Source organism: Embleya sp. NPDC005971 (assembly GCF_040629175.1).
Taxonomy (GTDB): domain Bacteria; phylum Actinomycetota; class Actinomycetes; order Streptomycetales; family Streptomycetaceae; genus Embleya.
On record NZ_JBEXUX010000102.1, the window covers coordinates 1 to 26,398 of the forward strand.

Annotated in this window: 26 protein-coding genes and 2 pseudogenes; 14 read left to right on the forward strand and 14 right to left on the reverse strand. The window is 71.2% G+C overall.

Annotated features, from left to right (window positions below; translation table 11 throughout):
* Nucleotides 1–217 (reverse strand): hypothetical protein (locus ABZ374_RS44800; protein ID WP_360323723.1); only part of this gene is annotated, 217 nt, incomplete at its 3' end.
* A 94-nt stretch (nt 218–311) separates the two neighbouring features.
* Between ABZ374_RS44800 and ABZ374_RS44805 the strand changes: the two genes are divergently transcribed.
* Nucleotides 312–959, forward strand: a complete 648-nt coding sequence (locus tag ABZ374_RS44805; RefSeq protein WP_360323725.1) for a hypothetical protein — start codon at nt 312–314, stop codon at nt 957–959.
* A gap of 352 nt (nt 960–1,311) precedes the next feature.
* Here the strand turns inward: ABZ374_RS44805 and ABZ374_RS44810 are convergent, their stop codons facing one another.
* Nucleotides 1,312–1,950: a hypothetical protein gene (locus ABZ374_RS44810; protein WP_360323767.1), complete on the reverse strand. Its 639-nt coding sequence runs from the start codon at nt 1,948–1,950 to the stop codon at nt 1,312–1,314.
* A 146-nt stretch (nt 1,951–2,096) separates the two neighbouring features.
* Here ABZ374_RS44810 and ABZ374_RS44815 point away from each other — a divergent pair, with 146 nt between their 5' ends.
* Nucleotides 2,097–2,678 (forward strand): DUF6544 family protein, encoded by a 582-nt coding sequence (locus ABZ374_RS44815; protein WP_360323727.1) that lies wholly within the window; start codon nt 2,097–2,099, stop codon nt 2,676–2,678.
* Nucleotides 2,679–2,836: 158 nt separating this feature from the next.
* On the opposite strand, the gene ABZ374_RS44820 is transcribed toward ABZ374_RS44815, so the two are convergent.
* Complete coding sequence (locus ABZ374_RS44820) at nt 2,837–3,769, reverse strand: amino acid permease (protein ID WP_360323729.1); 933 nt, start codon at nt 3,767–3,769, stop codon at nt 2,837–2,839.
* On the opposite strand from ABZ374_RS44820, the pseudogene ABZ374_RS44825 reads away from it, so the two are divergent.
* Nucleotides 3,683–3,916: pseudogene (locus tag ABZ374_RS44825) on the forward strand (helix-turn-helix transcriptional regulator); the annotation flags it as partial. The gene ABZ374_RS44820 and the pseudogene ABZ374_RS44825 sit on opposite strands and share 87 nt — an antisense overlap.
* 192 nt (nt 3,917–4,108) lie before the next feature.
* Here the strand turns inward: ABZ374_RS44825 and ABZ374_RS44830 are convergent.
* A complete protein-coding gene (locus ABZ374_RS44830; protein WP_360323731.1) occupies nt 4,109–5,362 on the reverse strand; it encodes a HAMP domain-containing sensor histidine kinase in 1,254 nt (417 codons plus the stop codon).
* On the reverse strand, nt 5,359–6,015 hold the full coding sequence (locus tag ABZ374_RS44835; RefSeq protein ID WP_360323733.1) for a response regulator transcription factor: 657 nt from the start codon (nt 6,013–6,015) through the stop codon (nt 5,359–5,361). Before ABZ374_RS44835 ends, ABZ374_RS44830 begins: the two co-directional genes overlap by 4 nt.
* A 165-nt stretch (nt 6,016–6,180) precedes the next feature.
* Between ABZ374_RS44835 and ABZ374_RS44840 the strand changes: the two genes are divergently transcribed.
* From ABZ374_RS44840 to ABZ374_RS44855, 4 genes are read left to right on the forward strand one after another with little or no spacing between them, the layout of a single operon-like run.
* Entirely contained in the window at nt 6,181–6,723 is a 543-nt protein-coding gene (locus ABZ374_RS44840; protein WP_360323735.1) for a hypothetical protein, read from the forward strand.
* Nucleotides 6,720–7,868, forward strand: a complete 1,149-nt coding sequence (locus ABZ374_RS44845; RefSeq protein WP_360323737.1) for a peptidoglycan-binding protein — start codon at nt 6,720–6,722, stop codon at nt 7,866–7,868. The genes ABZ374_RS44840 and ABZ374_RS44845 overlap by 4 nt, the downstream gene beginning before the upstream one ends.
* Entirely contained in the window at nt 7,865–8,593 is a 729-nt protein-coding gene (locus ABZ374_RS44850) for an ABC transporter ATP-binding protein (protein ID WP_360323738.1), read from the forward strand. Before ABZ374_RS44845 ends, ABZ374_RS44850 begins: the two co-directional genes overlap by 4 nt.
* Nucleotides 8,590–9,786: an ABC transporter permease gene (locus tag ABZ374_RS44855; RefSeq protein ID WP_360323739.1), complete on the forward strand. Its 1,197-nt coding sequence runs from the start codon at nt 8,590–8,592 to the stop codon at nt 9,784–9,786. The genes ABZ374_RS44850 and ABZ374_RS44855 overlap by 4 nt, the downstream gene beginning before the upstream one ends.
* 385 nt (nt 9,787–10,171) lie before the next feature.
* Here ABZ374_RS44855 and ABZ374_RS44860 read toward each other — a convergent pair whose 3' ends face one another.
* From ABZ374_RS44860 to ABZ374_RS44875, 4 genes and pseudogenes are all read right to left on the reverse strand, one after another.
* Nucleotides 10,172–10,408, reverse strand: a complete 237-nt coding sequence (locus ABZ374_RS44860) for a DUF4436 family protein (RefSeq protein ID WP_360323741.1) — start codon at nt 10,406–10,408, stop codon at nt 10,172–10,174.
* A gap of 627 nt (nt 10,409–11,035) precedes the next feature.
* Nucleotides 11,036–13,447, reverse strand: coding sequence for a protein kinase (locus ABZ374_RS44865; RefSeq protein ID WP_360323743.1), 2,412 nt, complete (start codon nt 13,445–13,447; stop codon nt 11,036–11,038).
* 31 nt (nt 13,448–13,478) lie between these two features.
* Nucleotides 13,479–15,818 (reverse strand): protein kinase, encoded by a 2,340-nt coding sequence (locus ABZ374_RS44870; RefSeq protein ID WP_360323745.1) that lies wholly within the window; start codon nt 15,816–15,818, stop codon nt 13,479–13,481.
* 215 nt (nt 15,819–16,033) lie between these two features.
* Nucleotides 16,034–16,144: pseudogene (locus ABZ374_RS44875) on the reverse strand (MBL fold metallo-hydrolase); the annotation flags it as partial.
* Between the two features lie 238 nt (nt 16,145–16,382).
* Here ABZ374_RS44875 and ABZ374_RS44880 point away from each other — a divergent pair.
* From ABZ374_RS44880 to ABZ374_RS44910, 7 genes are all read left to right on the forward strand, one after another.
* Nucleotides 16,383–16,511 carry a hypothetical protein gene (locus ABZ374_RS44880; RefSeq protein WP_360323747.1) on the forward strand — a complete coding sequence of 43 codons (129 nt, stop codon included), beginning with the start codon at nt 16,383–16,385 and terminating at the stop codon, nt 16,509–16,511.
* Complete coding sequence (locus tag ABZ374_RS44885) at nt 16,508–17,215, forward strand: methyltransferase domain-containing protein (protein ID WP_360323749.1); 708 nt, start codon at nt 16,508–16,510, stop codon at nt 17,213–17,215. Before ABZ374_RS44880 ends, ABZ374_RS44885 begins: the two co-directional genes overlap by 4 nt.
* A gap of 143 nt (nt 17,216–17,358) precedes the next feature.
* Nucleotides 17,359–18,246 carry a ribosome-inactivating family protein gene (locus ABZ374_RS44890; RefSeq protein ID WP_360323751.1) on the forward strand — a complete coding sequence of 296 codons (888 nt, stop codon included), beginning with the start codon at nt 17,359–17,361 and terminating at the stop codon, nt 18,244–18,246.
* 261 nt (nt 18,247–18,507) lie between these two features.
* Nucleotides 18,508–18,864 carry an ATP-binding protein gene (locus ABZ374_RS44895; RefSeq protein ID WP_360323769.1) on the forward strand — a complete coding sequence of 119 codons (357 nt, stop codon included), beginning with the start codon at nt 18,508–18,510 and terminating at the stop codon, nt 18,862–18,864.
* A 2-nt stretch (nt 18,865–18,866) separates the two neighbouring features.
* Entirely contained in the window at nt 18,867–19,106 is a 240-nt protein-coding gene (locus ABZ374_RS44900) for an ATP-binding protein (protein WP_360323771.1), read from the forward strand.
* A 97-nt stretch (nt 19,107–19,203) separates the two neighbouring features.
* The gene (locus ABZ374_RS44905; protein WP_360323753.1) at nt 19,204–20,022 is read left to right on the forward strand and encodes an APH(3'') family aminoglycoside O-phosphotransferase; all 819 of its coding nucleotides are present in this window, start codon (nt 19,204–19,206) and stop codon (nt 20,020–20,022) included.
* Nucleotides 20,023–20,360: 338 nt separating this feature from the next.
* A complete protein-coding gene (locus ABZ374_RS44910; protein ID WP_360323755.1) occupies nt 20,361–20,492 on the forward strand; it encodes a hypothetical protein in 132 nt (43 codons plus the stop codon).
* A 1,166-nt stretch (nt 20,493–21,658) separates the two neighbouring features.
* Here ABZ374_RS44910 and ABZ374_RS44915 read toward each other — a convergent pair.
* From ABZ374_RS44915 to ABZ374_RS44935, 5 genes are all read right to left on the reverse strand, one after another.
* The gene (locus tag ABZ374_RS44915) at nt 21,659–22,030 is read right to left on the reverse strand and encodes a hypothetical protein (protein ID WP_360323757.1); all 372 of its coding nucleotides are present in this window, start codon (nt 22,028–22,030) and stop codon (nt 21,659–21,661) included.
* Nucleotides 22,031–22,456: 426 nt separating this feature from the next.
* The gene (locus ABZ374_RS44920) at nt 22,457–23,050 is read right to left on the reverse strand and encodes a class I SAM-dependent methyltransferase (protein WP_360323759.1); all 594 of its coding nucleotides are present in this window, start codon (nt 23,048–23,050) and stop codon (nt 22,457–22,459) included.
* Nucleotides 23,051–23,071: 21 nt separating this feature from the next.
* Nucleotides 23,072–23,266: a hypothetical protein gene (locus ABZ374_RS44925; protein WP_360323761.1), complete on the reverse strand. Its 195-nt coding sequence runs from the start codon at nt 23,264–23,266 to the stop codon at nt 23,072–23,074.
* A 9-nt stretch (nt 23,267–23,275) separates the two neighbouring features.
* Nucleotides 23,276–25,471 (reverse strand): tetratricopeptide repeat protein, encoded by a 2,196-nt coding sequence (locus tag ABZ374_RS44930; protein WP_360323763.1) that lies wholly within the window; start codon nt 25,469–25,471, stop codon nt 23,276–23,278.
* 92 nt (nt 25,472–25,563) lie between these two features.
* Nucleotides 25,564–25,953, reverse strand: coding sequence for a hypothetical protein (locus tag ABZ374_RS44935; protein ID WP_360323765.1), 390 nt, complete (start codon nt 25,951–25,953; stop codon nt 25,564–25,566).
* Between the last annotated feature and the right edge of the window lie 445 nt (nt 25,954–26,398).

Sequence of the window (26,398 nt, forward strand, 5' to 3'; positions counted from 1 at the left end):
CGACGAGCCGGTCCCGGAGTTCGTGCACCTGGTCGCGAAGGCCGGAGAGCACCACCGATTCCGGGCCGTTGACGGCGGCGATACCGACCCGGTCCCCGATCGATCGGGGACGACCGCCCGCTTTTCGCTGTGCGCCTGCGCCGCTCGCCCGCAACGCCCCGCGGGCAACCGGCTGTTGGACCCGACAGGTCGGGCCGGTCGGCTCTGGGACGGACACCGGACACGCGGGAGATTGACGTCACGGCCCGGCGGAACACGTTCGTGGCCGAGCGCCGGGCACCGGGCCCGGCGCCACCAGGGAGGGAACCGACATGGCAATATCGCACCAGCACCGGCTGTCCTCGCGCCTGCGCCTGCCGCGCCGCTTCGCCCCGGCGCCCCGGGTCACGGTCGACGAGTCCGCGCAGGACACCGCGACCGACTCCCCGGCCGTCGCCGCGGTCCGCACCTCCGACATCGCCGTGGCCGGCCTGCGGGTCCTGCTGGGCTTCGTGTTCCTGTGGGCGTTCCTCGACAAGACCTTCGGCCTCGGCTACGCCACCGCGAGCGGCAAGGGCTGGGTCGACGGCGGCTCCCCCACCAAGGGATTCCTCTCCCACGTGAACGTCGGCCCGATGGCCGGCACCCTGCGCGGCTGGGCCGGCGAGCCCTGGGCCGACCGGCTGTTCATGCTCGGCCTGCTCGGCGTCGGCGCCGCCCTGGTGCTCGGCATCGGGCTGCGCCTGGCGGCCCTCTCCGGGACCGCCATGATGACGCTGATGTGGATCGCCGAGTGGCCGCCCGCCAAGCACCTCGACAGCGGCAAGCCCACCGCCTCCACCAACCCCTTCGCCGACTACCACGTCATCTACGCCATCTCCCTGATCGCCCTCGCCGCGATCGCCGTCGGCAGCCGACTCGGCCTCGGCGCACTGTGGGCCCGACTGCCGATCGTCCGCGACCACCGCTGGCTGCTCTGATCGCCGCGCGACCCGGCCGGGCATCGCCCATGTGACGGGCCCGGCGGAGTCTCGTGTGTCGGGTCATCCGGATCCGATCCCTACCGGCGGAAGCCGAAGCCATGCCAACATCGCCTTCGCGGCCCGAGGACCCCGACTCCGCGCGCCCCGCCGAATCGGCCGATCCCGTGCGCGGCGAGCCGCCGGAGCCGATCCGGCGATGGCTCGCCCACGCGATCCCGGGCGCCGCACCCGCCTCGACCTCGGTTGTCGGCGTACTCGTCAATGTGCCCAACCAGGTACACGTGAACGTGCTTATGGCGGGCCGGTGCTGCCTGCCCACTTGCCTGGTCGGCGGAACCGGCTTCCGGGTCTACCGTTGCCCCGGCCCGGTCGGCGACGGCAGATCGAGCAGGCGGGAGAGGGCGGCCACCACAGGGGTGGCGTGGTCGGGCAGGTGGTGGGACGCCCAGTCCGCCGCCAGGGCGACGAAGTCGGAGAGGTCACGATCGACGCCCTCCAGGAGTCGGGCGAGTTCACAGGCGGGCAGCTCGATCACCGGGCCGTCGCTCTTCCCGGAGTCGAGGGTCAGCCGGACGGTGTCGCCGAGCCGTTCGGCGGTCGGTTGCGGATCGTGGCCGAGCCAGGGCGGGTCGCCGCCGTCGACCACGTCCTGCCATTCGCGCCAGTCCTCCAGGCCGCAGCAGCAACCGGGCGGCACCACGACCCCCGAGGAGGTGTCCGCGACGAGCAGGCCGCCCCCCGCGATGGGTTCCTCGGAGGTGAGCAATCCGTGCAGGAAGGATCCGAGCGGGTCGGCAGACGGGAGCGGGAAGCCCTCCCCGGGGTCGGGGCCGATGTCGTTGCAGCCGACGATGCGCATCATGGCCGTCCCGACCTCGGCGGGAGAAAGACCACCACCGAGAGGAAGGTGGCCGAAGGACTTCATCTCGGCAACCGGCCAGAAGGCGAAGTCGCCGTCGTGGACATCCACCCTCAACACGGGCCGCATGGTGATCACGCGCGAAGTGTGCCGCACTCCCCACCCACCCCGCCCCTCGTTTACGCCCGGACACCCCACCACCAGGACCGAACGGCGAACATCCAGAGCACGTTCGGCTACCTCCCTGGGCAACATTCAGATGTACGCCGACATCGGTGGACGTGCGCGCGCACGGACGCATCCGGGGCCGGCGAAGGTGGTGTCCGTTTGTGGCCCGGCAGACCCTGACCCCGCCCACCGCGTTCCGCTGGGACGCGCGCGTGCGCGGCCCGGGCGGGATCCGGATCAGCGGATTCGACCGCCTGGACGGGGACGGTGGTGCGATGTGCCGGCGGCTGTTCGGCGTGCTGCCCTTCGTCGGGGCGTCCGGCACGGACATCACCCGCAGCGTCGCGGGCCGCCTGGCCGGGGAGTACCTGATGATGCCCGCGTTCGCCCTGCGTCCGGAGGTGCGTTGGCAGGCCGTCGACGACACGCAAGCCGTCGCCCACCTGGTCGTCGCCGGGCATCCGCACGAGGTGGCCGTGACCGTGAGCCCGTCCGGGGCCCTGGCCTCGGTTTCCCTGCCGTGGTGGGGCGACCCCGACGGCGGCCCCTGGCGCGAACACCGCTTCGCCGCGACCGTCGACGGCGAGGCCTCCCTGGGCGGACTCCTCCTGGCGACCGGCATTCACGCCGGGTGGGAGAGCACGGGCGCGTTCATCCACTACGACATCGACGCCGCCGACTTCCGATGACACGACTCGCGCACATGTCCGCCACAGCGTCGTGGCCCGATCGTGCGCCCCTCGGCGCACCCGTCGCTCCCCCGTCGGCGAACCCTCAGGCCTCCCGCGGGGCGACCACGAGGGTGGAGTCCGGGCCGAATCCCGCGGCGTGCGTCGGCTTGGGCCAGTCATACCGGGCGGGCAACGGTCACGGCCACGCTCACGGCGACCGATGAGGCCGATCGGCGCCGACTACCACTTCGCTTGATATGCGCACTCGACTGGCCCCCGGATGCGAATCGGAGCTTGGACAAGCGGAAGCCGACGGACACATGGAGCCGATTGTTCGAGGAACCGGTGCGCCGCACGCGCGCTGCCTGGATCGACCAGTAGGAGAACGCCAAGGCGGTGCCCGCCACCAGAACGTCACGGGCGAAGCGGCCTCGGCTCGCCTGGCGGGCGTGGGTGAGCAGCCGGTACAACTGGGCGGCGGCCGGGAACAGGTAGGGGATCGCCGCGGTCAGGACGCTCAGCAGCACGATACCGGTGAAAACGTTGTCGAAGCTGGTGTAGGCGGCCACCGTGATCAGCGAGGCGAGAACGGTGGCGGCGAGGATGCCGAAGACGGGGGTGTCGCCGCGCTTGCGAGCGAATGCCTTGGGGAACAAACCCTCGCGAGCGGCGGCATAGGGCATCTCGGCGCAGACCATCGTCCAGCCGCCCAGCGCGCCGATCCCCGACACGATCGCGGCCACCGCGACCGCGTCCCCGGCCCACGAGGCACCCGCCATGTGATCGGCCACGTCGGTGAACGGCGCGGTGGAGGAGACGAGTTCGGCGTGCGGAACGGCGCCGAAGACGGCGAGCGTGCCGAGTAGGTAGACCGCCGCGCGGGCCAGGGTGCCGTGGACGGTGGCCCGGGGCACGTTGCGGCCGGGCTCGCGAACCCGGCCGGCCGCGACCGGGACCGTCTCCAGGCCGATCTGGCTGAACAGTGCGATGGCCGCGGCGGCGACATCGCAACGCCGGTGCGCCGCACGCTCGACGGCGTCACGGGCCGCGAGCGCGAGGTCTTGGCCCTGGTCGCGCGCGGGCTGTCCGACAGCGAGCTCGCCGCCCACCTGACCATCGGCATCGCCACCGCGAAGACGCACGTGGCGCGGCTGTTCACCAAGTTGGACGCGCGCGACCGCGTGCACCTGGTCATCCTCGCCTACGAGGCGGGACTCGGCCCGGCTTCCCGACCGGTGTCGGACGCACGCGGATAGCGTGGTCGCGGCAGGAACGCCCGGTGCACATACGACGGACCCCAGCGGTTGGGCATCCGCAGACAGGACCGACTCGGCGGCCCGCTGCCCCGGCACCTCCGGGCCCGGGGTCCGCGGTGCCGTGGCCGACCCGAGCGAGGGCGGGGCTCCCGGCCGCGTCGGCGTTCCGGGAGGACGGCCAGTCGGTACGCGTCATCGGAGTACGGGCGGGTCGCCGTGCTGCGGGGTGGGCAGCCGAACGCGCACGGTGAGCCCGCCGCCGGGGCGGGCGTCGGCGGTGACTTCGCCGCGGTGTGTGGTGGTGATCGCTTCGACCACGGCGAGTCCGAGGCCGAACCCGGTGCCGCGTTCGCGGGCCTGGTGGAAGGGTGCGAACAGGGCGGGGACCTCTTCGGGGTCCAGGATCGGGCCGGTGTTGGTGACCTCCAGGTACGCGCTGTCCCCCACCAGGCCGGTGGTCATCGTCACCGTGCCGTCGCGGTGGTTGTGGCGTACGGCGTTGGCCAGCAGGTTGAGCGCGACCTGCCGCAGGAGGGCGGGGTCGCCCTCGACCGGCGCGGCAGCCGTCGTGTGCGTGACCCGGACACCGGCTTCATGGGCCTCGTCGGCCAGATCGTGCGCGGCGGCCCGGGCGGTGTCCGCCAGATCGACGGGACGCGCCTGGAGCGTGGCGCTCTCGCCGCGGGCCAGGGTCAGCAGTGCGGCGATCAGGCGTTCGGTGCGGGCGTTGGCGTCCAGCGCGCGTTGTACGGCGGGGCGCAGTTCGTCGGGGACGCGGCCCTGGGCGAGCGGGATCTCCAATGCGGTGCGTTGGATGGTGAGGGGGGTGCGCAGTTCGTGTGAGGCGTGGGCGGTGAAGCGTCGTTGCGCGGTGAAGCTTCGGTCGAGGCGGTCGAGCATGGCGTCGAAGGTGTCGCCGAGTTCGCGGATCTCGTCGTACGGGCCGTCCAGGGCCAGTCGTTCGTCCATGCTGCGGTCGGCGCTGATCCGGCGGGCGGTCGCGGTCACCTGGTGGAGGCGGGTCAGCGAGCGGCGGCTCGCCCACCAGGCGAGCAGTGCGGCGAGCGCGGTGAACGCGGCGAGCAGCAACGCGGAGCGGGTCAGCAGGTCGGCCAGGATGGTGTCCTGGAAGTTCCCGAAGCCTTGCGCGGGGGAGGTGGGGAGTGGTGCCGACCCCTCCGAGGGCGTGCCGGGCAGGGCCGGTACGGGCGTGCCCGGTTGCACGGGCTGGGCGGGTTCGAGGGGTTTGGCGGACGTGACGAGGTCGCGGTTGGCGTGGATGAGCTGGCGTGCGCTGAACCAGTTCAGTGCGAGCATTCCGCAGCCCAGGACCGCGAACACCGCCGTGGTGACCAGGGTCAGTCGGCCGCGCAGCGGCAGCCGGTCGGGGGCGAGGCGAGACGGGAGGCGGGACGGAGGACGCGATGCGCGGCCGGGTGGGTTCACAGCCGGTATCCGTAACCCGCGTCGTGCACGATCAGCGGTGGGTCGCCGAGCTTGCGGCGCAGCGCGTGCACCGTCACCCGGACCGCCGTGGTCGCCGGGTCGACGGCCGTGTCCCACAGGCGGTCGCGGAGTTCCTCGGTGGGGACCGGCGCACCGTCGGCGAGCAGCAGCAGTTCCAGGACGCCCAGTTCCTTGGGGGTGAGGTTCAGTGGGCGGCCCTCGCGTTCGGCGGCGCGGCGCGCGGTGTCCAGGCTGACGCCGCGCCTGCCGATCACGACCGCGGCGCGGTTCCCGGCGGAGCGGCGTCCGAGTGCACGCAGCCGGGCGACGAGTTCGAGGTAGGAGAACGGCTTGGCCATGTAGTCGTCGGCGCCGTGCCCGAGACCTTCGACGAGGTCGGAGAGAGTGTCGGCGGCGGTGAGCATCAGGATCCTCGCCGGATGGCCGGTGGAGCCCAGCGCCCGGCACACCGCGTCGCCGCCCAGTGCGGGCAGGTCCCGGTCCAGGATCACCACGTCGTAGTCGGCGGCGGCCGTGCGTTGGAGCGCTTCGAGGCCGTCGTGGGCCACGTCGCAGACCATGCCCTCGCCGCGCAGCCCCTCGGCGAGCATGGCCGCCAGTTCCCGCTCGTCCTCGACGATCAGCACCCGCATGTGTCCCGCTCCGCTCGCTCGCACCGCCGCTGTGCCGCACGGGCACCGAAGACCAAGCCTGCCCGGCGTGGTGTTAGCCACCGGTTAGGCGCGCAGTCACAGCCGGCTAACCGCGGCCTCCGTAGAACTGTGCACGTCACCCCACGTTCACAAGGGAGATCGAACATGCGTACTTCCACCATGCGCCGCAGGTCGATACGAGTCGGGCTGGCCGCCGCCGCAGCGGGCACGATCCTGGCCGTCGCCGGCTGCTCCTCCGACGACTCGGCCCCCAAGGTCGCCGGGGACGAAGGGGCCGGCCAGGCCAAGCCGCAGGACGACAACGCGGTCCGCAAGGCGTGGGTCGACTGCATGCACAAGCAGGGCCAGACCAGCGTCACGCAGAACAAGGACGGCAACATCGGCCTCCCCGCCGCGAAGACCGACACCGGCCTGGAACCCGGCTACGAGACCGCGACCAAGCTGTGTGACGAGAAGGTCCCGGGCATCAAGCAGGCCAAGCAGGCCGACAACACCAAGTTCGTCGAGATGTCCCGCAAGTGGGTCGCGTGCGCCCGCAAGAACGGCTACACCGACATGCCCGACCCCGACCCCAAGACCGCCATCGTCACCATCCCGCGCGCCGTGTTCGACCCCACCAAGTGGGACGCGGCCTCGCGCGCCTGCGACGCGCAGTTCCCGATGGCCGGCTACTCGATCGGCGAATGACCGTGACCCACACCGCCGAAACCCCCGCCCCCGCCTGCGACGAGAGCGGCCCCGGCCGCAAGAGGAAGCGCGCGAGGGTCGTCGTTCCGCTGCTGGTGGTCGCCGTGCTGGCCGGCGGCGGCGTCGTCGCGGTGGTCCGCCCCTGGGACCGCGACAGCGCAACGACGAAGCAGGCCGCCGTCCGGTACGACCTCGTCCCGGTGGAGCAAGGATCGTTGTCCACCAGCATCCAGCTCACCGGCTCGCTCGCGTTCGACACCCCCGCCCCCATCGTGGCCTCCGGCAAGGGCACCGTCACCGCCCTGCCCGCCGTCGGCGCCGTCGTCAAGACCGGCGGCAGGCTGTACGAGGTCGACGGGCAACCGGTGGTGCTGATGACCGGCGACCGCCCGATGTGGCGCGACCTGGGCCTCGACGTCCCCGACGGCTCCGACGTCGAGCAACTCGAGAAGAACCTGATCAAACTCGGCCACGCCAAGGGCCTGGACCTGTCCGCCGACCGAAAGTTCACCTCCGCCACCGCCGTCGCCGTCAAACGCTGGCAGAAGTCGCTGGGCGTCAAGGAGACCGGAACCGTCGCCCTGGGCAGCGTCGTCATGCTGGCGCAGGAGTCCGTGCGCGTACAGCAACTCGGCGCCAAACTCGGCTCGACCGTGGGCAGCGACTCGATCATGACCGTCACACGCACCGACCTCGTCGTCACCGCGCAACCCGCCGACAACCAGGTCTCCCGGTTCAAACCCGACGGAAAGGTCCGCGTCAAACTGACCGACGGAACCGCCGTCGAGGGCCGCATCCGCTCCCTGGCCCGAGGCTCCACCGGTGGCGAGGACAAGTCGGGCGGCTCCGGAGACGGCCCGAACGGCAACAAGACCACCGTCACGATCGTGCTGGAGAACCAGGACAAGGCCCAGCAGGCGGGGCCTTCCCCGGTGACCGTCAACGTCGTCGGCGACACCGCCGACAACGCGCTCGTCGTCCCGGTCACCGCGCTCCTCGCCCTCGACGGCGGCGGCTACGGCATTCGCGTCGCCGACGGCCCCACCACCCGACTGGTCAAGGTCCGACTGGGCCTGATCGCCGACGCCAAGGCCCAGATCACCGGCGACGTGCAGCCCGGCGCACAGGTGGCGATCCCCAAATGACATCCACCCCACCGCAATCCCCCACCCCGGTCCTGGAACTCTCCGGCATCGTCAAGGAATACCCGGGCTCACCCCCGCTGCGCATCCTGCACGGCCTGGACCTGACCATCGAGGCCGGCGAACTCCTCGCCGTCGTCGGCCCGTCCGGCTCCGGCAAATCCACCCTGCTCGCGCTCCTGGGCTCCCTCGACCGCCCCACCTCGGGCCGACTGCGCTTCGAAGGCCGCGACGTGTCGAACCTGTCCGATGCCGAACTGGCCGCGCTACGCGCCCACCGCATCGGCTTCGTCTTCCAACAGTTCTTTCTCCTGTCCGGACTCACCACCGTCGAAAACGTCGCCACCGGGCTCCTGTACAGCGGCGCGGGATTGTCCGAACGGCGCGCGCGGGCCGCCGCGGCGCTGCGCTCCGTCGGACTCGGCCACCGCTTGGACCACCACCCCGACCAGCTCTCCGGCGGCGAGAAACAACGCGTCGCGATCGCCCGCGCACTCGTCGGCCGCCCCGCACTCCTGCTCGCGGACGAGCCCACCGGCGCACTCGACAGCGTCTCCGGCACCGCCGTCGTCGACCTGCTGCGCACCCTCAACGCCGACGGCACCACCGTCGTCGTCATCACCCACGACCGCGAACTCGCCGCCTCCTTCCCCCGCCGGATCGGCATCCACGACGGCCGCATCGACTTCGACGAACGCGCCCCCCAGCCCACCGGAGCCGGCCTGTGAGCACCACAACACGCCGCCGTACCCGACTACGCCCCACCGACCTGCTCCGCCTGGGCATGATCGGACCGCGCACCCGCAAGATGCGCTCCGCGCTGTCCGCACTCGGCATCGCGCTGGGCATCGCCGCCGTCGTCGCGGTCACCGGCATCTCCAACTCCAACCAACAGCACCTGCTGGAACGACTGGACCAACTCGGCTCCAACCTGATCACCGTCGCCCCCGGCAAAGGCTCGGACCAGAAACCGGTACCGCTGCCGCCCGCCGCCGAGAAGATGCTCGCCGCCATCGGCCCCGTGCAGCAGGTCACCGCGACCGGCGCCACCAAGGCCGACGTCTACCGCAACGACCTCGTCCCCGAGCAGCAGACCGGCAGCATCACGGTGCTGGCCGCCCGCCTGAACCTGCTCGACGTGCTGCGCGCCACGCTGAGCAGCGGGCACTGGCTCGACGCCGCGAGCGAGAACCTTCCGGTGACCGTCCTCGGCGACCAGACCGCACAGCGCCTCGGCGTGACCACGCCGGGCGAGCGGGTGTGGCTGGGCGGCCAGTGGTACAAGGTCGTCGGCATCCTCGCCCCCAACGAACTCGCCCCCGAACTGAGCACCACCGCCCTGGTCGGCTGGCCACAGGCGGTCGCCCACCTCGGCGCGGACGGCACCGCCGCCACCGTCTACCTGCGGTCGTACTCCGAACGCGTCCCGCAGGTACAGTCCGTGGCCGCGGCCAGCGCCAACCCCGGCAGCCCGAACATGGTCGCGGTCAGCCGCCCGTCCGACCTCCTCGCCGCCCGCGCCGAAACCGAGAACACCCTCACCGGGCTCGTCCTGGCCCTGGCCGGCGTGGCACTGCTGGTGGGCGGTGTCGGCATCGCCAACACCATGGTCGTGGGCGTGATGGAACGCCGCGGCGAGATCGGACTGCGCCGCGCCCTGGGTGCCCGCGGCGGCCAGATCGCCATGCAGTTCCTCCTGGAAGCCGTACTCATGGGCTTCCTCGGCGGAATGGGCGGACTGCTCCTCGGCGGCCTGGCCGTCTACGGGTACGCGCTCGTCCAAGGCTGGGCGGTGGCCATCCCGCTCTACACGCTCTTCGCCGGCCCCGCCGTGTCGGTGGTCGTGGCCGCGCTCGCCGGGATCTACCCCGCACTGCGCGCCGCGAAAGCCTCCCCCACGGACGCGCTGCGCTCGGCCTGACCGAGACCGGTCGCCCCGGGCGGCGTCTCGGCCACGAGCCGACGCGCCGACCGGGGCAACCGGCGTTTCCCGAGTACCGCGCTTCGGGGCGTTCGCGCGCGGGGGCGGTCGGCGTCGCGGGCGGTACGCGGTCAGGCCGACCTCGACCGGTGAGCCGCCCGCCGCGGTGACGACGCGGACGAGAGCCAACTCGCGCGTCGTGCGCGAGCGGACGCAGAACGACCGTCCCGCCGACACGTCGCGCAAGGTGACGGTCCCGGTGGGGCGTCCGTCGAGGGCGGCCACGCACTCCTCCGGTGTCGGAGTCGGCGTTTCGGCGCGCAGCACGGCGGCGTCGCTGTCTGAGGTCCACAGTGGATTTCGGGTGTGCGCAGGGAAGTTCAGGTCACCGCGCACCTCCGGCGGGGTCTGTAGCGACAGGCCACGCCGCAGGGGCGGGACCGCCGTCCTCGGCCGGGTTGCCGCGCGGTGTGACGAGCAGGCGCAGGACGAGTTCGCGCGCGGTCGCGTCCACGCGTTGCACCGAGGCCCGCACGTCCACCCGGTCGGGCGCCGAACTCGACGCGCGGTGACGGGTGTCCAAGGCCATGCGTTCGCCGACCTGGAGCCAGACGCCCACCACGAGGACCACACCTCCAGTGCCAACGCGGCGGCCACCGGGGGGCGAGGCGGCCTCGGCTCCAGACCGCGCGCACGATCACCGTTCGTAGCCCGCGACGGTCCGGGCGATCAGCGCGATGTCCCACTGCACGCCGGCGAGCTGCCGGCCCCAGATCGACCGGCTCGCCGGCCACGACATCCAGGTCCGCCTGTGGCACGTCGTCGGCGGGCACCCGCGGGCCGAGGTCGCCGGGCGCGGGCGACGTGCCGCCCGCGGCGGCGCCGAATCCCAGGGCACGCAGGATGCCGCTGCGGGCGGGACGGGAATCGGACATGGGAGACCTCCAACCGGTCGTGCTGCCACACGGATCGCGGCGTGCGTAGAGAGGGGGTGCGGGAGAACCGCTCCGTGGCCCGCGGCGCATCCGAGGCGGCCGGCGCGGACTCGCGAGGATTGCGGATCGCGAACCCGGGTCACCGTGACCCCACCGTTTCACTTACTGAAAATTCAGTCGATTCCTGGCTCGACCATCCAGGGTGGAGGTGTACCCGGACCAAGGATGGGGCGGGAACGACCTCCCCGGTGGCTTCGCCGGTCACGGTCCTGGTCGGCGGCCCGAGCAGGGCGGCGCCGTGCGAGCCCTGCGTCTCACGTGGGTGGGATGTCGTACGCCACCAGAGCCGGCCGTGACGAGTGGTTGGCTTGGATCAACAGGGAGCCGGTGGCGATGAGGTGGTCGGGGTAGCTGTGTTTCGCGAAGTCTTCGGGCAGGGCGGCCCTTGCCGCGATCGCGCCGTCCGACAGGTTGCGCCTGGTGATCTGCATGGTGTCGGCGGTCAGCGCTTCCACGGTGTACATCTCCTCGGCTCCGACGCGCAGGGTCTTGAAGCCGACCCATTCCGGCAGGGGGCGGCTCCAGCGGACCCCTCCGGTGGTGAGGTCGAGGGCGATGATGCTCCGGGCGTCGCGACCGGCGCCTCCGGGGGTGGGGGCTCGGACGATCAGGAGTGACGCCGTCGCGTGAACGGTGCCGGAACGTTCGGCGAGCAGTGGTGGTGCCGCGGCGTCCCGGCCGGCTTGGGCGCCCTGACCGCCCCGGTCGCCGGGAAGGAAGCTGAACAGCCGGTCTCCGCCCCGCCCGCGCGCCGGGTAGGTGGCCACCAGCGGCTGGGCGGTCAGGAGTACGGCCTGGGAGGAGTCGGGGATGTCGTGGCGCCGCCGTTCGACGCCGGTGCCGGTGTCGAGTTCGAGTACGCGCGCGAAGCGGTCGAGGCTGCCCGGTGGCTCGCACGTCGCAGACACGGCGGTGTCGGTGGACCCGGCGAGAACGTCGGTCACCCGGCAGTCACCGACGACCCAGCGGTACGTCCAGCGGGTGGTCCCGGTCGCCCGGTCGAGGCCCAGGATGCCGTCGCCCGCGCTCACCGTGATCGTGTCGCCGGCAGTGGCCGCGAGCCGGATGCCGTTCTGCGGTTTGCCGACGTTTCGGTGCCACAACAGTGTGCCCGTGGCGGTGTCGAGGGCTGCGATCTCCTCGCAGGCGACCGGGTCGCTGTGCGGTTTCCCGTATCCGATGACACCGACGCCGCCGCTGGTCGCCGTGCCACCCGCGGAAGCGCTGCACGGGACCAGGTTCTCGACGGGGGCGGGCACCTCCCAACGCTGGGCACCGGAGTGGAGGTCGTAGGCGCGCACCCCGGACACGTCGATCCGCACGAGGACGTCCGCGGTGAGCCAGAGGCCGACCACGTCGACGTCCAGATCGCGGTCGCCGGGCATCGCGGACCAGGTCCGGTGCCGCTCACCCTCGACGACCAGAGGAGGCAGCGGGTCTCCGCCGAACGCCGCGCCCGGCCGCAGCGCCGCGGACCGACCGGCGGGCGCGGCGGTGCCGGCGCCGTCGCGCGCCTCCTTGGCGCCCATGCCACTGGCGCCGTCTGTGTCCGGCAGCCCGATCGCCGCGACGATCGCGAGGACGACCGCAAGTACCAGGCCGGCGCCGATCGTCCAGGCACGCCGGCGGGAGACCGCTCGGCGGTCGGGAGGTGACGAAGCAGGCGACCCCGGCTCCGGATCGGGCTCGAACTCCGGCTCGGCCGGGTGAGGTTCGAGCTCCGGACCGGTCGGCTCGGGGTTGGACATCGAGTCGGTCGACCCTGGCGGGGACACCACGACGGTGGTGCCTTCGGCGCGGCGCGCGACCGCGTTCCGTCGCGCCGCCGCCTCGGCGCCCCGGACTCCGGATCGGGCCGCCCGGGCCGCGGCGATCACCAGGCGCGGCGTGGGTCGTTGCGCCGGGTCCTTGGCGAGGCACTGCCGGATCAGGGGAAGCAGCGGTGCCGGCACGCCCGAGAGATCCGGTTCCTGATGCACCGTGCGGAAGATCAGCGCGGCCGGCGGCCCGACACCGAACGGGTCGTGTCCCGTGGCGGCGAACAGGAGTACGCCGCCCAGGGCGAACACGTCGCCGGCCGGTCCGACGGGGCCGTCGGCCGTGAGCTGTTCGGGCGAGGCGTAACCCAGGGTCCCCAGGGCCACGCCGGTCCCGGTGAGCGCGTCGGCGTCCACCGCGCGGGCGATGCCGAAGTCGATGACTCTGGGCCCATCGTCGGCGATCAGGACGTTGGAGGGTTTGAGGTCACGGTGCACCAGCCCCGCCGCGTGGATGACGATCAGCGCCTCGGCGAGAGCCGCCGCCAGCGTGCAGAGTTCGGACGTGGACATCGTTCCCTCCCCGCGCACCGCGGTCGCGAGGGAGGGGCCGGGGACGAACTCGGTCGCCAACCACGGGATCTCGTCGTCCGGTCCGGAGTCGAGCAGCGGAACGGTGAAGTAACTCAGGACTCTCTCGGCGGTCTCCACCTCACGGCGAAAACGCGTGCGGAACTCGGGGTCCGCGGCGAACTCCTCGTGCACGAGTTTCACGGCCACTCGGCGCCCGTCGGTGTCCTCGCCGAGGAACACCCGGCCCATCCCGCCTTGGCCGAGCCTCCCGATCAGTACGTATCCGCCGACCTGTCTCGGATCGCCGTCCGCCAACGGCTCGATCCCCGCGTTCACCGAAGCCACCGTGTGGGTCCCCCACTTGAGTTCACGATGCACCCGCTCCGGCCGCCGTGTACGCCAGTGCGCCCGTGCGCAGGAGGGTGGCCTGCGAACTCATCACCAGAACGTGCGGTCCGCGCACGCGGACCGCGTCGAAGGCGATCCGGCTCGTGTCCACACCGGAGAGCGCACCCGCCGAACTGATGCGTCCGTCGGTCAGGTCCAGCCAGAGCAGCGCCGGGTCTTGGCCCCATTCGACGACAAGTACTCCACGGTCGCCGACACCCGCGATGAGCGGGTCGTATCCACGCCGCACCGGAACATGCCAACGGATGCGCCCCGTGCCGGCGCCGATGGCCACCACCTCGCTCTTGTCCGCGCCCGACTCGCCCCGACTCGTGGTGGTGACGACGGTGTCCTTCCACCCGAACACGCGAGGACTGAGCTGATCCCGATTGCGCGGCCAGGCACCGAGATCCCCGAAGTCCTGCCCCGTGCGCAGCTGTGGTCCGGGCTTGCCGTTCCCGTCGAATACCAGCATCGGGCCCGTGTCCCGGGCGCCGGACTGCGGCCCGGGCAGACTTATCGTCAGTGGTTCGGCCGTCTCCAGGTTGAAGAGCGTATTGCCGTCGGGTACCGGTGAGGTCCAGCGCACTCGGCCGTCGGCCGCGTCCACCGACCGGACCGACGTGGGGTATTTCGCGAGGCCCTGCGCCGGGCGAGGACAGGTGAGGGCTTCCGCGATCGTGGAGGGGCCGATCGCGATCGCGTTGAGTGCGCAGTTCTCCGCGGCGCTGTCGCTCTGCCAGAGCTGTTCGCCGTCACGCGAGCGCCACGCGGTGAGTACGGAGCCGGCCTTGACCACCACCCTGCCGGAGCCGACCCCGACCACCTCGGTGTCGTCCAAGTCGTCGAAGGTGTGGGGGGCGGCTCGAAACTGCCTGTCCCACAGGGACGTTCCCTTGTCGAGGTCGATGGCGACGACCCGATCGCAGTCGGTGGGCCGGCGAGTGCCCTTGAGGGAACCGAACACCACGGCGGCGATCCCGTTCTCCGTGGTGCGGGACACCCGGCACGGCAGCATGCCCGGGGCGGGCGGTGACAACGTCCACAGGGTCTGCCCGGTGGCCGGAGCCAACCCTTGCACGCCGGACCGGGTCACGCGGACGAACAGCTTGTCCGTGAGCCACACTTCGAGCGCGTACTCCCTGGGCATCTCGTCCCACTCGGCGTCCGAGTAATCGGTGTACGTCTTGACGTCGCGCCAGGCCACCGGCCAGTCGGCCGCCGAGGGAAGAGTTCCCAGCACCGATACCGGCGGTGGTAACGCGCCCGACGTCGGGTTTGCCGCGGACGGGCTCGGGGGCTGTTGCGCGGCCGGAGGGGCAAGGTCGCGGGCGCTCGGCCGGGCCGCGCCGTCCGTACGCGTGTGCAGCGCGATTCCCCCTGCGACGAGCGCGCCGACGAGCACCGTGGCGAGAGCGAGGCGTCCGCGCTTCGACCGTGGGGTATGCGGCCGTATTCCGGCGGGGAAGGGCCGCGCGCGCAGGCGTTCCCCCCGTGGGCCCGATCCGTTCGCAACCCCCGGCGGGGGCGGATTCGCAGCGCCTCCGAAGGGACGTGCATCGAGCAACTCGCGCGTTCCGGGGCGCTCTTCCGGGTCCTTCGCCAGGCATCGGGTGAGCAGCGGAAGCAGGAACTCCGGGCAGCCGGCGAGGTCCGGCTCCTCGGTCAGCATCCGGTATCCCACACGATGGACCGGGCCCTCGCCGAACGGTTTCCTCCCGGTCGCCGCGAAGGCGAGGACCGCACCGAACGCGAAGACGTCGACCGCCGGATGCGAGCTGCCGCCGGTGAACTGTTCGGGTGCCATGTATCCGGGTGTCCCGATCGCCACCCCGGTCGAGGTGATCCGTGTCGCGTCCACGGCTTGGGCGATGCCCAGGTCGATCACCAGGGGGCCGGCGTCGGGGTGGATCAGGATGTTGGACGGTTTCAGATCACGATGGACCAATCCGCGACCGTGAATATCTCCCAGGGCGCCGGCCAGTGCGGCCGAAAGGGTGCGCAGAGGTTCCTCGGCGAGGGGACCGTCGGCGGCGACGACTTCGGCGAGGCTGGGGCCGGGGACGTAGGCGGTCGCCAACCACGGCACGTCCGCCTCGGCGTCGGCATCGACCAGAGGTACCACGTACCGGCTTTCCACCGCTCGTGCGGAGGCGATCTCCCGCCGAAACCGTGCCCGGAACTGCGCGTCCCGGGCAAGACGGCGGTGCACGACCTTGAGCGCGACCGGAGCCGCCGTCGAATCGCCGGACCGGCGGGCCAGGAAGACCCGACCCATTCCGCCTTCACCGAGGAGCCGCAGGGCGACGTAGGGGCCCATGTGCCCTGGCGTTGCCTCCCGATCGGACGCCGAACCCACCGAACTCACCCCTGTCAGCCCCGATTCGGCGTGCTCGACGCGCTCCGCGTCGCACGCCCCGACCGCTCGCAGACGCGATCCTACGATGTGTGGCGGACGGAGTGGCCGGCCTTCGTGGCGTCGGCGTCGGTGGCGGTGGGGCGGATGCGCTCGCAGCGGCGGACGCGTTGTCGTCGTCAGGCGTCCAGGGGGCGCCACGCGGGGTGCTCGCCGTCCCGCCCGACGCGGCCGAACACCACGTCGGCAAAGTGCATGCCGAAGCCGATGGTCTCGGACTCCGCCGGCTCGTGGCACGCGCCCACGACGCGGTGCCGGGCGACGCTGTGAGGCGGGCGGCGGACGGGGAGAGCGTGATGGTCACGTTGGTGGCCGGGTCGTCGACGGGCGAGACCCGCACCTTCCGGGAGGCGCTCACGGCCCCGGCGGTCGGGGCGGGAACAGCAGGGGGTGGTGCGGAGCGAAGCCGAAATGGCCGATGGTCGCTGCGGGTTCGTGGCGATCCGCGTCCCGCACCTCGGATGCCACATGCGGGCGCGTCGTGCGGGGGAGTTCGTTCCCGAGCGGGTCTGGCCCGAGGACGGCGACGACGACGTCGACCGCCGCCGTGATCCGGACACGTGGCGGGCGGCGGTGTATTCGGATCGGCGTTGGTGACCCAGTGGGACGACGGTCGACACAAAGGCGGCGACGCGGGGCGGTTGGCGACGTCGGCGCCCTCGACCGTCGCCGAGATGCTCTACGACCTCGACGCCGCCCCCGGTATGCGGGTGTTGGAGATCGGGACCGGGACCGGGACCGGGTACGGCGCCGCGCTGCCGGCCGCGCACGGCTGCGACGTCGTCTCCGTCGACATCGACCCCGAAGTCGCGGAACGGGCCCGGGCGAATCCGGCGCGGGCCGGGTACGGCGACGCCGTCCGGATCGTCACCGGCGACGGCGTCCTCGGAGACCCCGACGCGGGCGCCTACGACCGAGTCCAGGTCACCGCCGGCGTGCGCCACATCCCCGCGGCGTGGATCGAGCAGGCGAGGCCGGGCACGGTGATCGTCATGCCCTGGGGCACCGACCACACCACCGGGGACTGCGCGCTGCGCCTGGTCGTCGACGCGAACGGGCAGTGCGCGAGTGGGCCGTTCACGATGGCCGCCCCTCGCAGAAGGCCGAGGCGGAACTCGAAGCCGCGAGAAGCGCGAACCGGGAACCGACCCGGGCACTCGATCACGCACGATCACGGCCGGGGACTGTCGATGTCACGGATGGGGCGGCTGCGCGGTCATGTGAGTGTGCGTCATCGGTCGGGCGGCACAAGGCCGTTGGGGTGTGATCCGCGACCGGGGCACCGAAGTCCCGGCCCGTGACAGGTGACGCACAACAGGGTGCCCCGTTCCCCGGGGCACCTCCCGGGGCGGCCTCCGGGGTTCACCCCCTGCCGTCACGTACCGACGCCGATACGGACAACGGAGCAACAGCGGTGAAAAGAAGAATCCGAACGAGCAGATTCGTGGCGCTCGCCCTGTCACTGTGCACCGCCATGGTGATGATGACGGTCACCGTCCCGCCGGCATCCGCGGACGTCCGACCCGGCCGAGTGACGTGGGTTTATCATTCGTTGCCCGGCGTCGGAATCGGCCAGGGCAGGGAAGACTACTGGGCTTTCATCACCCGACTTCGCAATACCGTCGGGCATAATCTTCTCGGGGATGTCCTGGTGACACAGGAATATGTAGGGGGGGTGGTCGGGATCCAAATCGAGGACGCCTTCCATCAAACCCTGGGCAGGCTCTTCATGAACCCGCACTCCGGCTACCTCGCCGGATTCGACACCCGGGCCGGCGTCATCTTCTACTTCCAGGACGCGCACCCGGAAGTAATCCAGGAGATCGAACGGTACGCCGCCGACAACGGCAGGCAGGCCAGAGCGCTTCGAATGAACGGCTCCTACACCTCCTGGGAGGCGACGCTGAACGCCTCCCACTGGTCCCTTCCCTATCAGATGGGGGTGGAAGACTTCCGGCGCTCCGCACGTACCCTCTACGACGTGCCCGCGGACCCCACCGCCTGGAATCGAAACATCGCGGAAAGCATGCTCTTCCTGGCTGCAGCCTATGAACTGGGCGCGCGCTTCACCGCCTACCGCAATCGCGTCGGGGAGGCAATGAACCATGAAGAAAGATCTGTTCAGGTTTATCTCGACGCGTTGCGCCATTACCGTTCCCATCAGTCGATCGGCCTCCGGAATTTGTATCAGCAGTACACAGAAAGACTTCCGATCAACCCCAATACACCTCTCGCCGAACCGTTCGACTTGACCCCCACCGAGAGGATGAGGACTTTGGGGGACATTCAAAGGGTCTACAGGATGGTGATCAGTAAGCAGCAGCCGCGATAAACCCGCCCCGCGTCCCGAGTGTTCCGGCTGGTCGCTCACCCCGTGTTCGGCCGGCCGGGGCACGCGCACCGGTGTCCTGAATCGGGATTTCGCCACGTAATCGTTCCGGACCCGGCATCACCCTCGACCGGAACCGTGGACGACACCACGCTGCACAGGTCGACCCGACGGGGCCGGTCGGAGACCGGTCCCGCCCCGGCACGCGGTGTCCGGTGAGCGCGAAGAAGCCCGAGAGCGTCCCCTGCCCCTTTACTGCGCCGAATCCGCCCGCAACCGGGCGGCGTTCAGAGCCGACGGCCCCCGGCCCAAACGGCTGGAGGCTTCGACTTCGACCGCAACCCCAACGTGCTGCCCGAGACGGTCGGTGACCTCAAAAGCACCTCCTGGGTACGTGACGACCGCCCCCTGGTGCTGATTGGTGACTCCGGCACCGCCGAATCGCATCTCCTGATCGGAGTCGGTACGGCGATCGCGGAGGCTGGTCTGTCGGTCCGTTACACCACTACTTCGGCGCTGGTGAACGAACTCGCCGAGGCTGACGCAGCCCGCCCTCTTTCCTCGGTGATCGGCGCTACAGCAAGGTCGATCTCCTCTGCCCGGACGAGTTCGGATATCTGAATCTGGACAAGAAGGGCGCCCGGTTGCTGTTCCAGATTTTCCCCGAGCGTGAGGAACGCAAGGCGACCGCGGAGGCCACGAACTCGCCGTTCGCCGAATGGGACAGGATCTTCGCCGACCCGAGGCTCTGCGCGGCCATCGCCGACCGGATCACTTTCCGCTGCACGCTGATCCAGACCGGCACCGAATCCTACCGTTACCAGGCTACCGAGGCCGAAAGCCGGGCGAAGCCGATGCCGTGACCGACGTCCTCACCTCAACGCCCAACGCGCCGGCATGGTCGACCTCCGGGATTAATCGCGGTGCGGGGTGCTGGCCATGCTGGTTAGGTTGGCGGGCATGATCGATCCGATGTCTGTATTCCGAACGTTGCTGGATGTCGGCCGCGACGGCGGCGGGTGGGAACCCGTCACGGAAGGCGAGTCTGAGGCCAGTGTCTTTCGTTCTCATGATGGGTCGCGATACGCCAAGTGCGTCGCTGCCGACCACGTGGCCTCATTGGAGGCGGAGCGGGACCGTGTCGTCTGGCTCAGCACGCAGGGTGTGCCTGGTCCACGCGTACTCGACTGGCGCGTCAGCGCCAATGGTGCCGCCTTGTTGACAAGCACGGTCGCAGGAGTCCCCGCCGATCGTGTTTCGGCTTCGATGCTCCAGGCGGCCTGGAAGCCGATCGCTGATGCCGTGCGTCGGTTGCACGATCTTCCTCCGCAGCAGTGCCCATTCACTCGCGGCCTTGCTCAGATGTTCGCCACTGCGCGCGACGTCGTCGCGCGAGGTGCGGTCAACCCGGATTTCCTCCCGCAAGATCAGCAGCAAACGTCTCCCGACGAGCTGCTCGCGCGACTTGCCCCGCAAGTTGAATGCCGTCTCGCGCAGGAAGCCGCAGAAATTGTGGTCTGCCACGGGGATCTATGCCTGCCCAATATCATCCTCGACCCGGAAAGCATGACCGTGGCGGGCTTCATCGATCTCGGCCGCCTCGGACGGGCCGACCCCTACGCCGACATCGCCCTTCTTCTCGCCACTGCCCGCGAAATGTGGACCGACGACCAACAGTCGAACTCAGCGGACGAGACGTTCGCCAACCGCTACGACATCGTCCTCGATCGTGGCCGAGAGGACTTCTATCTGCACCTCGATCCCCTCACCTGGGGATAAGCCGTTGACCGATGCCGCCGAATGGCGACGACGCGGATGACGACCACCAGGTTCCCTGCCGCTCGGAGGGCGCCACATTGCGACAGGCGCAGCCGGGCCCTTCTGCACCGCGCCTGTCAGGGAGACGGGACAAAAGGGCCCGGGACGACCAAAGATATCGGTTCACACCCGCATCTTTACCGCGGACACTCCGCCCCGCCCTCAGCACATCCGGATGTCACCCGATAGCGGGGCCCACCGCGGTGCGGGCCGAGGCGCCCGCCCTGCGCTCGCTGCGCCGGCTCCTGGACGTGCTCGCGGCGGGACCGGCGTAGCGAGGCGGGGCCGGGTCAGGGGCCGTGTCGGATGCGGTCCGGGTCCGCGTCGAGGACGGCGAGGTCCGGGTGGTCCCGCAGTCGCTGCTCGCGCGCCCGGTCCCCGAGGTCGGCCTCGTGCGCGGCCCGCACGGCGACCGGGGCGACCAGACGTAGACCGCCGGCGCCCGAGCCGGTGTTACCCGAGGCCCTGTCGACGGGTAACGAATCCGTTGCCCGCGCAGGTCGGCGGTGGGTCCAGGCGTTACCCGAGCAGCAGAACGGGGCCGGGCGTCGCGGCGTCCTCGCAGGGCCGTCTCGAACGCGGCGTCGGGGTCGTCGCGGGTGCGGGGGTTGCAGCGGGGCGGGTCGGCGATCGCGTACGGCCAGGCGATGGTGTCGTCCTCGTGACGGTCGAAGAGGGCGGTGGCGCGGGAGTTCAGGTCCACAGCGGCAGTGGTCACGGCTGGGTCTTCCGTTCGCGTGAGGGTCCGACGGGTGGGCCCGAGGCAGAGGTCACTCGAACGGGGGACCCGTGAACCGTCGACCCGCGGGCAGGCACATCCCGAGGCGCGGTTCCGGGTCCTCGGGGAAGGAAGGCTCGGAACCGCGCCCATCCGTGACGCCGACGCCCGGTGAACGAGGACCGGGGACAGCGGATGCGGGCATTGCGACGATCGGGTCGCCACGCACCCGTTTCCGGGCCGGTGGCGGGGCGATGGGTACATGTACCGCGCGGAGCGGGTCCACTGGCCGATCGTGGTCGACCGGGTCCGAAGGATCGTCGCCGATTACAACGCACGTGACGTTGAGGCAGCTCTGGTATCGGGCGATCTCCGAGGGGTTGGTGCCGAACACGCCGTCGATGTACCGCCGGCTGTCCTCCCGCCTTGCGCAGGCCCGGCGCGAGGGGCGCTTCCCCGACCTGGTCGACACCCTGCGCGAGGTCCACCTCCCACCGGCCTGGACCGACGACGCGGCGTTCCTGGAGCAGGCGCCGGACCGGTTCCGGCCGGACCGCGCTCGCGGCCGGGAGGTCGCGGTGTACGTCGCGGCGAAGAAGCCTGCCGGTTGTCGCGGTCTACGGCCATGCCCGCACACCGCCTGTGCGGTAACAAGTCCCGGCCGTCGCGCCGTGGTTCCAGCACCTGATCCGGACGATGCCGGCGCAGGGAGCCCACCTCGTAGGCTGTTTCGTTTGCCCCGCGCACCCGCGCACCCGCGCACCCGCGCAGCGCGCACCGTGCGCCGCCATCCCGATGGACGCCCGTACTTGGCTTCGGCAGAGGCGGGCGATTTTCGTTGCCCGTCCCTGGTGAGCGGAGCAGGTGACTCGGCCCCACTCAGCCGTGGTTGCTCGCCTCGACGCTCGCGCGCAGTCGGCTGAGCGCGTCCGCGTACTCCGCGGGCGAGGCGGAACGGAAGGTGACGGGTCGTGTTCCGCCGTCGGCTTGCGCGAACTCGACGGTCAGGGTGCCGGCGGCGATGCGACCCGCCCTGAGGTGTTGGTCCTCCACCTCGAAGACGATCGCGTCTCCATTCGTGCGTCCGCCCAGCGGGTAGTCCTTGGTGACGACGCTCGCGTTCGGGGCGGTTCCGACCACGTAGGACTCCAGGCCGGTTCCCGAGATGGCTCCGGGGACGGTCGTCTGCCACTGGAGGTACGCGACGGTGTCCGGTGCCGTGAACAGATAGCCGGACGTCGCCGCGATCACCGGCGTGCGCGATGCGGATGGCGCGGTCGTCGATTTGGAATCGTCGGAGGAACAAGCGGCCGACAGGCCCACGACCAGTACCAGGACGACACGAGCGCAACGAAGCATACGGACAGCATCGACCGACCGGCCGGACCCGGCTACTGCACACATCCGAACGGGTGCCCGGGGTCACGGAGGTCGAGCGGAGGCTTCGGGCAAGACCTGGAGGGCCCTCCTCGGGCGTGTTCGAGGGAACACTCGGGTGCGACCGAGGAAGCGTGACCCGGGAAACGTGACCGAGGAAGCGTGGCTATGACGGCCACCCGCTTGCGACCGTCATAGCCAGAAGCGCGACCCACGAAAACCGTGTGCCGTGTGCGGTCGTGCAGGGAAAGAACCGCCCCCATGGCGGATATGCGAGCGTTCCGGGACACCCGCCGGGGATCAGGACGCAGGTGAACTCGCGCAGCATCGCGTCCGGGCCGGCGGCGCCGCCGAGGACGTCCACACGCACGATGCCGTCGGCAACGACGTCGGGCAGCCGGTGTCCTCCGGTTCCGCGACGCGGAAGACGGCCCGGCCAGCGCGGGCGCCAAGGAAGACGTGGCGACGTGTGCCGGCCCGGGCCACGGCGACCGGTGAACAGTCGAAGCCGTCCAGGCGCAGGGCGAGGGCGCGGGCGAGCCACAGGCCGATGCCGCCGGTGCCGCAGCCGGCGTCCGTCAGGAGCCGGCCCGGGCGCATCCGCAGGCGCGCGGCCGTCGGCCCGAGCAGGGGCATGTCGCACGAGCCGGAGGCGGCGACGTCGGTCGGGTGGTCCTCCCCCATCGCCCGCGCGTACAGGCGGGTGACCAGATCGGTGCGGGCCCGGGCGGCGTGGAAGGCGTCGTACCGGGCGCGTAGCCGGTTGCCGGGGAGGGTGCGGCCGTGGTGGGGGCGTGATTCATCCGTGCGGGCCCTCGCCTTGGTCAGCCGTTTCGCGACCGTCGCGCAACGCTGCCGGGGAGCGCGTAAGAGGATGTCGCTGCCCTTGATCACCTTGGCGAACTCCGCGTCGAATTATTCCTTGCCCACCTTCTCCGCAAGCGTGGTCAGGTACTTCACCTGCGCGTCGGTGGCCGGCTCCGTCCTCGCCTTCGCAGCACGCTCGCTCCGCAGGGCGTAAATCCGCTCGTTCTCCGCCTTGCGGGCCTCCTCCGCCTCCGGACTGCGTCGTCCCGCCTCGGCGACCACCCCACCTTGCCGCGCACCCACCCACGCCGGCTACGCGGACCGCACCCGTTCCAGATGCGTCCGTACCCTCGCAGTAAGCGGGTGCCCCGGGCTCAACACCCGTTCGCAGTCGGCCAGGGCGCGTTCGAACATCGGGACCGCCCGCGCCAGATCACCCGCCGACTCGTACACGTACGCAAGGTTGCTGCGGACGGTCAGGGTGTCGGGGTGGTCGCCGCCCAGCACCCGCTCGCGGTCGGCCAGCGCGCGTTCATACAGCTCGATCGCCCGCCCCAGATCACCCGCCGACTCGTACACGTACGCAAGGTTGCTGCGGACGGTCAGGGTGTCGGGGTGGTCGCCGCCCAGCACCCGCTCGCAATCGGCCAGGGTGCGTTCGAACAACGGGACCGCCCGCACCAGATCACCCGCCGACTCGTACGCGCCCGCGAGGTTGTTGCGGACGGTCAGGGTGTCGGGGTGGTCGCCGCCCAGCACCCGCTCGCAATCGGCAAGGGTGCGTTCGAACAACGGGACCGCCCGCACCAGATCACCCGCCGACACGTACACGTACGCAAGGTTGCTGCGGGCGGTCAGGGTGTCGGGGTGGTCGTCGCCCAGCACCCGTTTGCGGTCGGCCAGCGCGCGTTCGTACAGCTCGATCGCCCGCGCCAGATCACCCGCCGACTCGTACACGTACGCAAGGTTGCTGCGGGCAGTCAGGGTGTCGGGGTGGTCGCCGCCCAGCACCCGTTCGCGATCGGCCAGGGTGCGTTCGTACAACGGGATCGCCCGCGCCAGATCACCCGCCGACTCGTACGCGCCCGCGAGGTTGTTGCGGACGGTCAGGGTGTCGGGGTGGTCGTCGCCGAGTATCCCCTCATGGGTGGTGTGGGCGCGTTCGAGGGCGGGGACGGCGAGGGCGAGTGCGCCGTGTTCCCAGCGGTAGGCGGCGGCGCGGGTGAGGACATGGGCGGTGTGGGGGGTGTCGTGGTCGGGTGTGTGGTGGCCGGTGAGGGCGTCGGCGTGGGGGAGCAGGGTGTGGCATCGGGCCCAGGTGTCGGGGTGTCGTACGTCGGTGGGGAAGGCGGCGGCGAGGAGGGTGGTGGCGCGGTCGCGGGCGTGGTCGATGTGTTCGGGCAGGCGGTGGGGGTCGGCCGGGTCCGGGGTGCGGGCGAGGTGTTGGACGAGGCGGTGGACGGACAGGGTGGTGTCCCGGTTGTCGGTGAGCATGCTGTACGCGACGAGTTCGCCGATCGCGGTGGCCACTTCGGGTGGTGTGGCCAGGGGGTCGAGGAGGTCGCGGGGGATGGCGTCGGGGGCGTACCAGGCCAGGATCCGCAGGATGTCCCCGGCCAGGGGGGTGTCGGCGAGGTGGTCCAGGGTCAGGCGCCATACCCGGGCCACCGCGCGTTCCGGCGTGCCTCGCTCGGCGGTGGCCAGTACCGTTCCCGGCCGGCGGGCGAGCATGTCCGGGTAGGCGGTGGGTGTGGTGCCGGTCCGCGCGCAGAACGCGGCGGCCTGTTCCACCGCCAGTGCGAGATGCCCCAGTTCCGCGCACACCGCTTCCGCGCCCCGGGTGTCTTGGGGTGTGTCGTGGGTGAGGATCCGGGTGAACAGGTCCAGCGACTCGGACGGTTGCAGGGTGTCCAGGCGCAGGGTGGTGGCGTCGCGGTGCCAGTCGGTGGCGCGGCGGGTGGTGATCAGTACCCGTCCTCCGGGGATCCGGTCGAGCAGGGGGCGGACGTGGGCGGGGTCCTCGACGTTGTCCAGGACCAGCAGCCATCCGTCGTGCTCGGCGAGCCATCGGATTGCCCGCGCGACCTGTGCGGGGGTGGGTAGTTCCGCGAGTCCGGGGTGCAGGGTGCGGGCCAGGGCGGCCAGGCCCGCATCGACGGCGGCGGCCCCGTCGGCGGAGCTGGTGGTGTCGGCGACGATCCACCATCGCACGCGTTCCGGGCGTCGCGCGGCCCAGCGGGCCGCCGGCGCCGACTTGCCGACGCCGCCCAGGCCGTGGATCGCGTGCACCACCACCTCGCCGGGAGCGGCGAACGCCTCGTCCAGCGCGGCCAGTTCGTGGTCGCGGCCGACGAACAGTCCTGTGCGGGGGATGTTGCCGACGCCCGGGCCGGGCGCGTCGGCCGGGATCGGGGCGTACGCCTGCGGGGGCAGCGCGCGCTCGGCGAACACCGCCACCGAGCCCACCACGTCCCGCCCGGCCGCGATCGACCCCTGCCCGGCGGACACCTCCCGGCCCGGTGCGGGCGGGGACGAAGCCGGGGCGGACGCCTTCGGGGTGGACGGTTTCGGAGCGCGTCGCCACCAGGGGTGTCGATCGTTCACGGGCCGCAGTGCGCGCTCGAGCCGTCGACGTCGCCGCCGGCCGCGATCGACCCGCCCCTCGCGTGAATCCCCCAAGTGCCCGCCGCAGCGCCCGGGGCGGCGGACGTGTTTGGCGCGGTGTCGTGGGCCCGGGTGTTCCCGACGTTCCCGCGGGCCGCGACCGACCCACCCTCTGCGCGCACACCTTCCGGGGCGGGGGGCAGGTTCGCCGTCCGCAGCTGCCACAGCGCGACGCCCAGAGCGGCGAGCCCGACCACCGCACCGACCGCCCCGGCGACCTGATCCAACCGCTCCAGGTCCGCCGCAGACACCCACACCACCAACCCGACCGCCACCCCGACGCCGACGCCGACCGGAGCCCACCAGGCCTTCGCCCACCCCGTCATCCGACCATCGTCCACCCCACACCGCGATCACGCCCCCGGAACCGATCGAATCGGCGAACACCCACGAAGGCGACCGTGCCGACCTGGCCACCACGCCGCCGTGCGTGCGCCGACGAGATCGGGATGAGGGCCCCGTACGCGGCCTCGGCCACCTCAGCCCCAACGCCTTCAAGGCACAAGAAACACACAAGACCGATACCGTGACACTCGCGGTATGAAAACCGGTGTCCATGATCCAGGGGCAACCTCAGTAGGGAACCGCGTGCAGCGGGTAGTAGAGGCGCTCGTCCGCCCAACACGTGATCACCGTGACGACGCCGCGGTCGATCTTCCCGACCTATCCCAGGTACTGAACCGCTCCGGGTTCGTTAGAGACTTGGGTGTGTGGCAATGACCTGCGGTTTTGGTTGTCTCTGGTAGTGCTTGGCTTCGTGTTCGGCGGGTG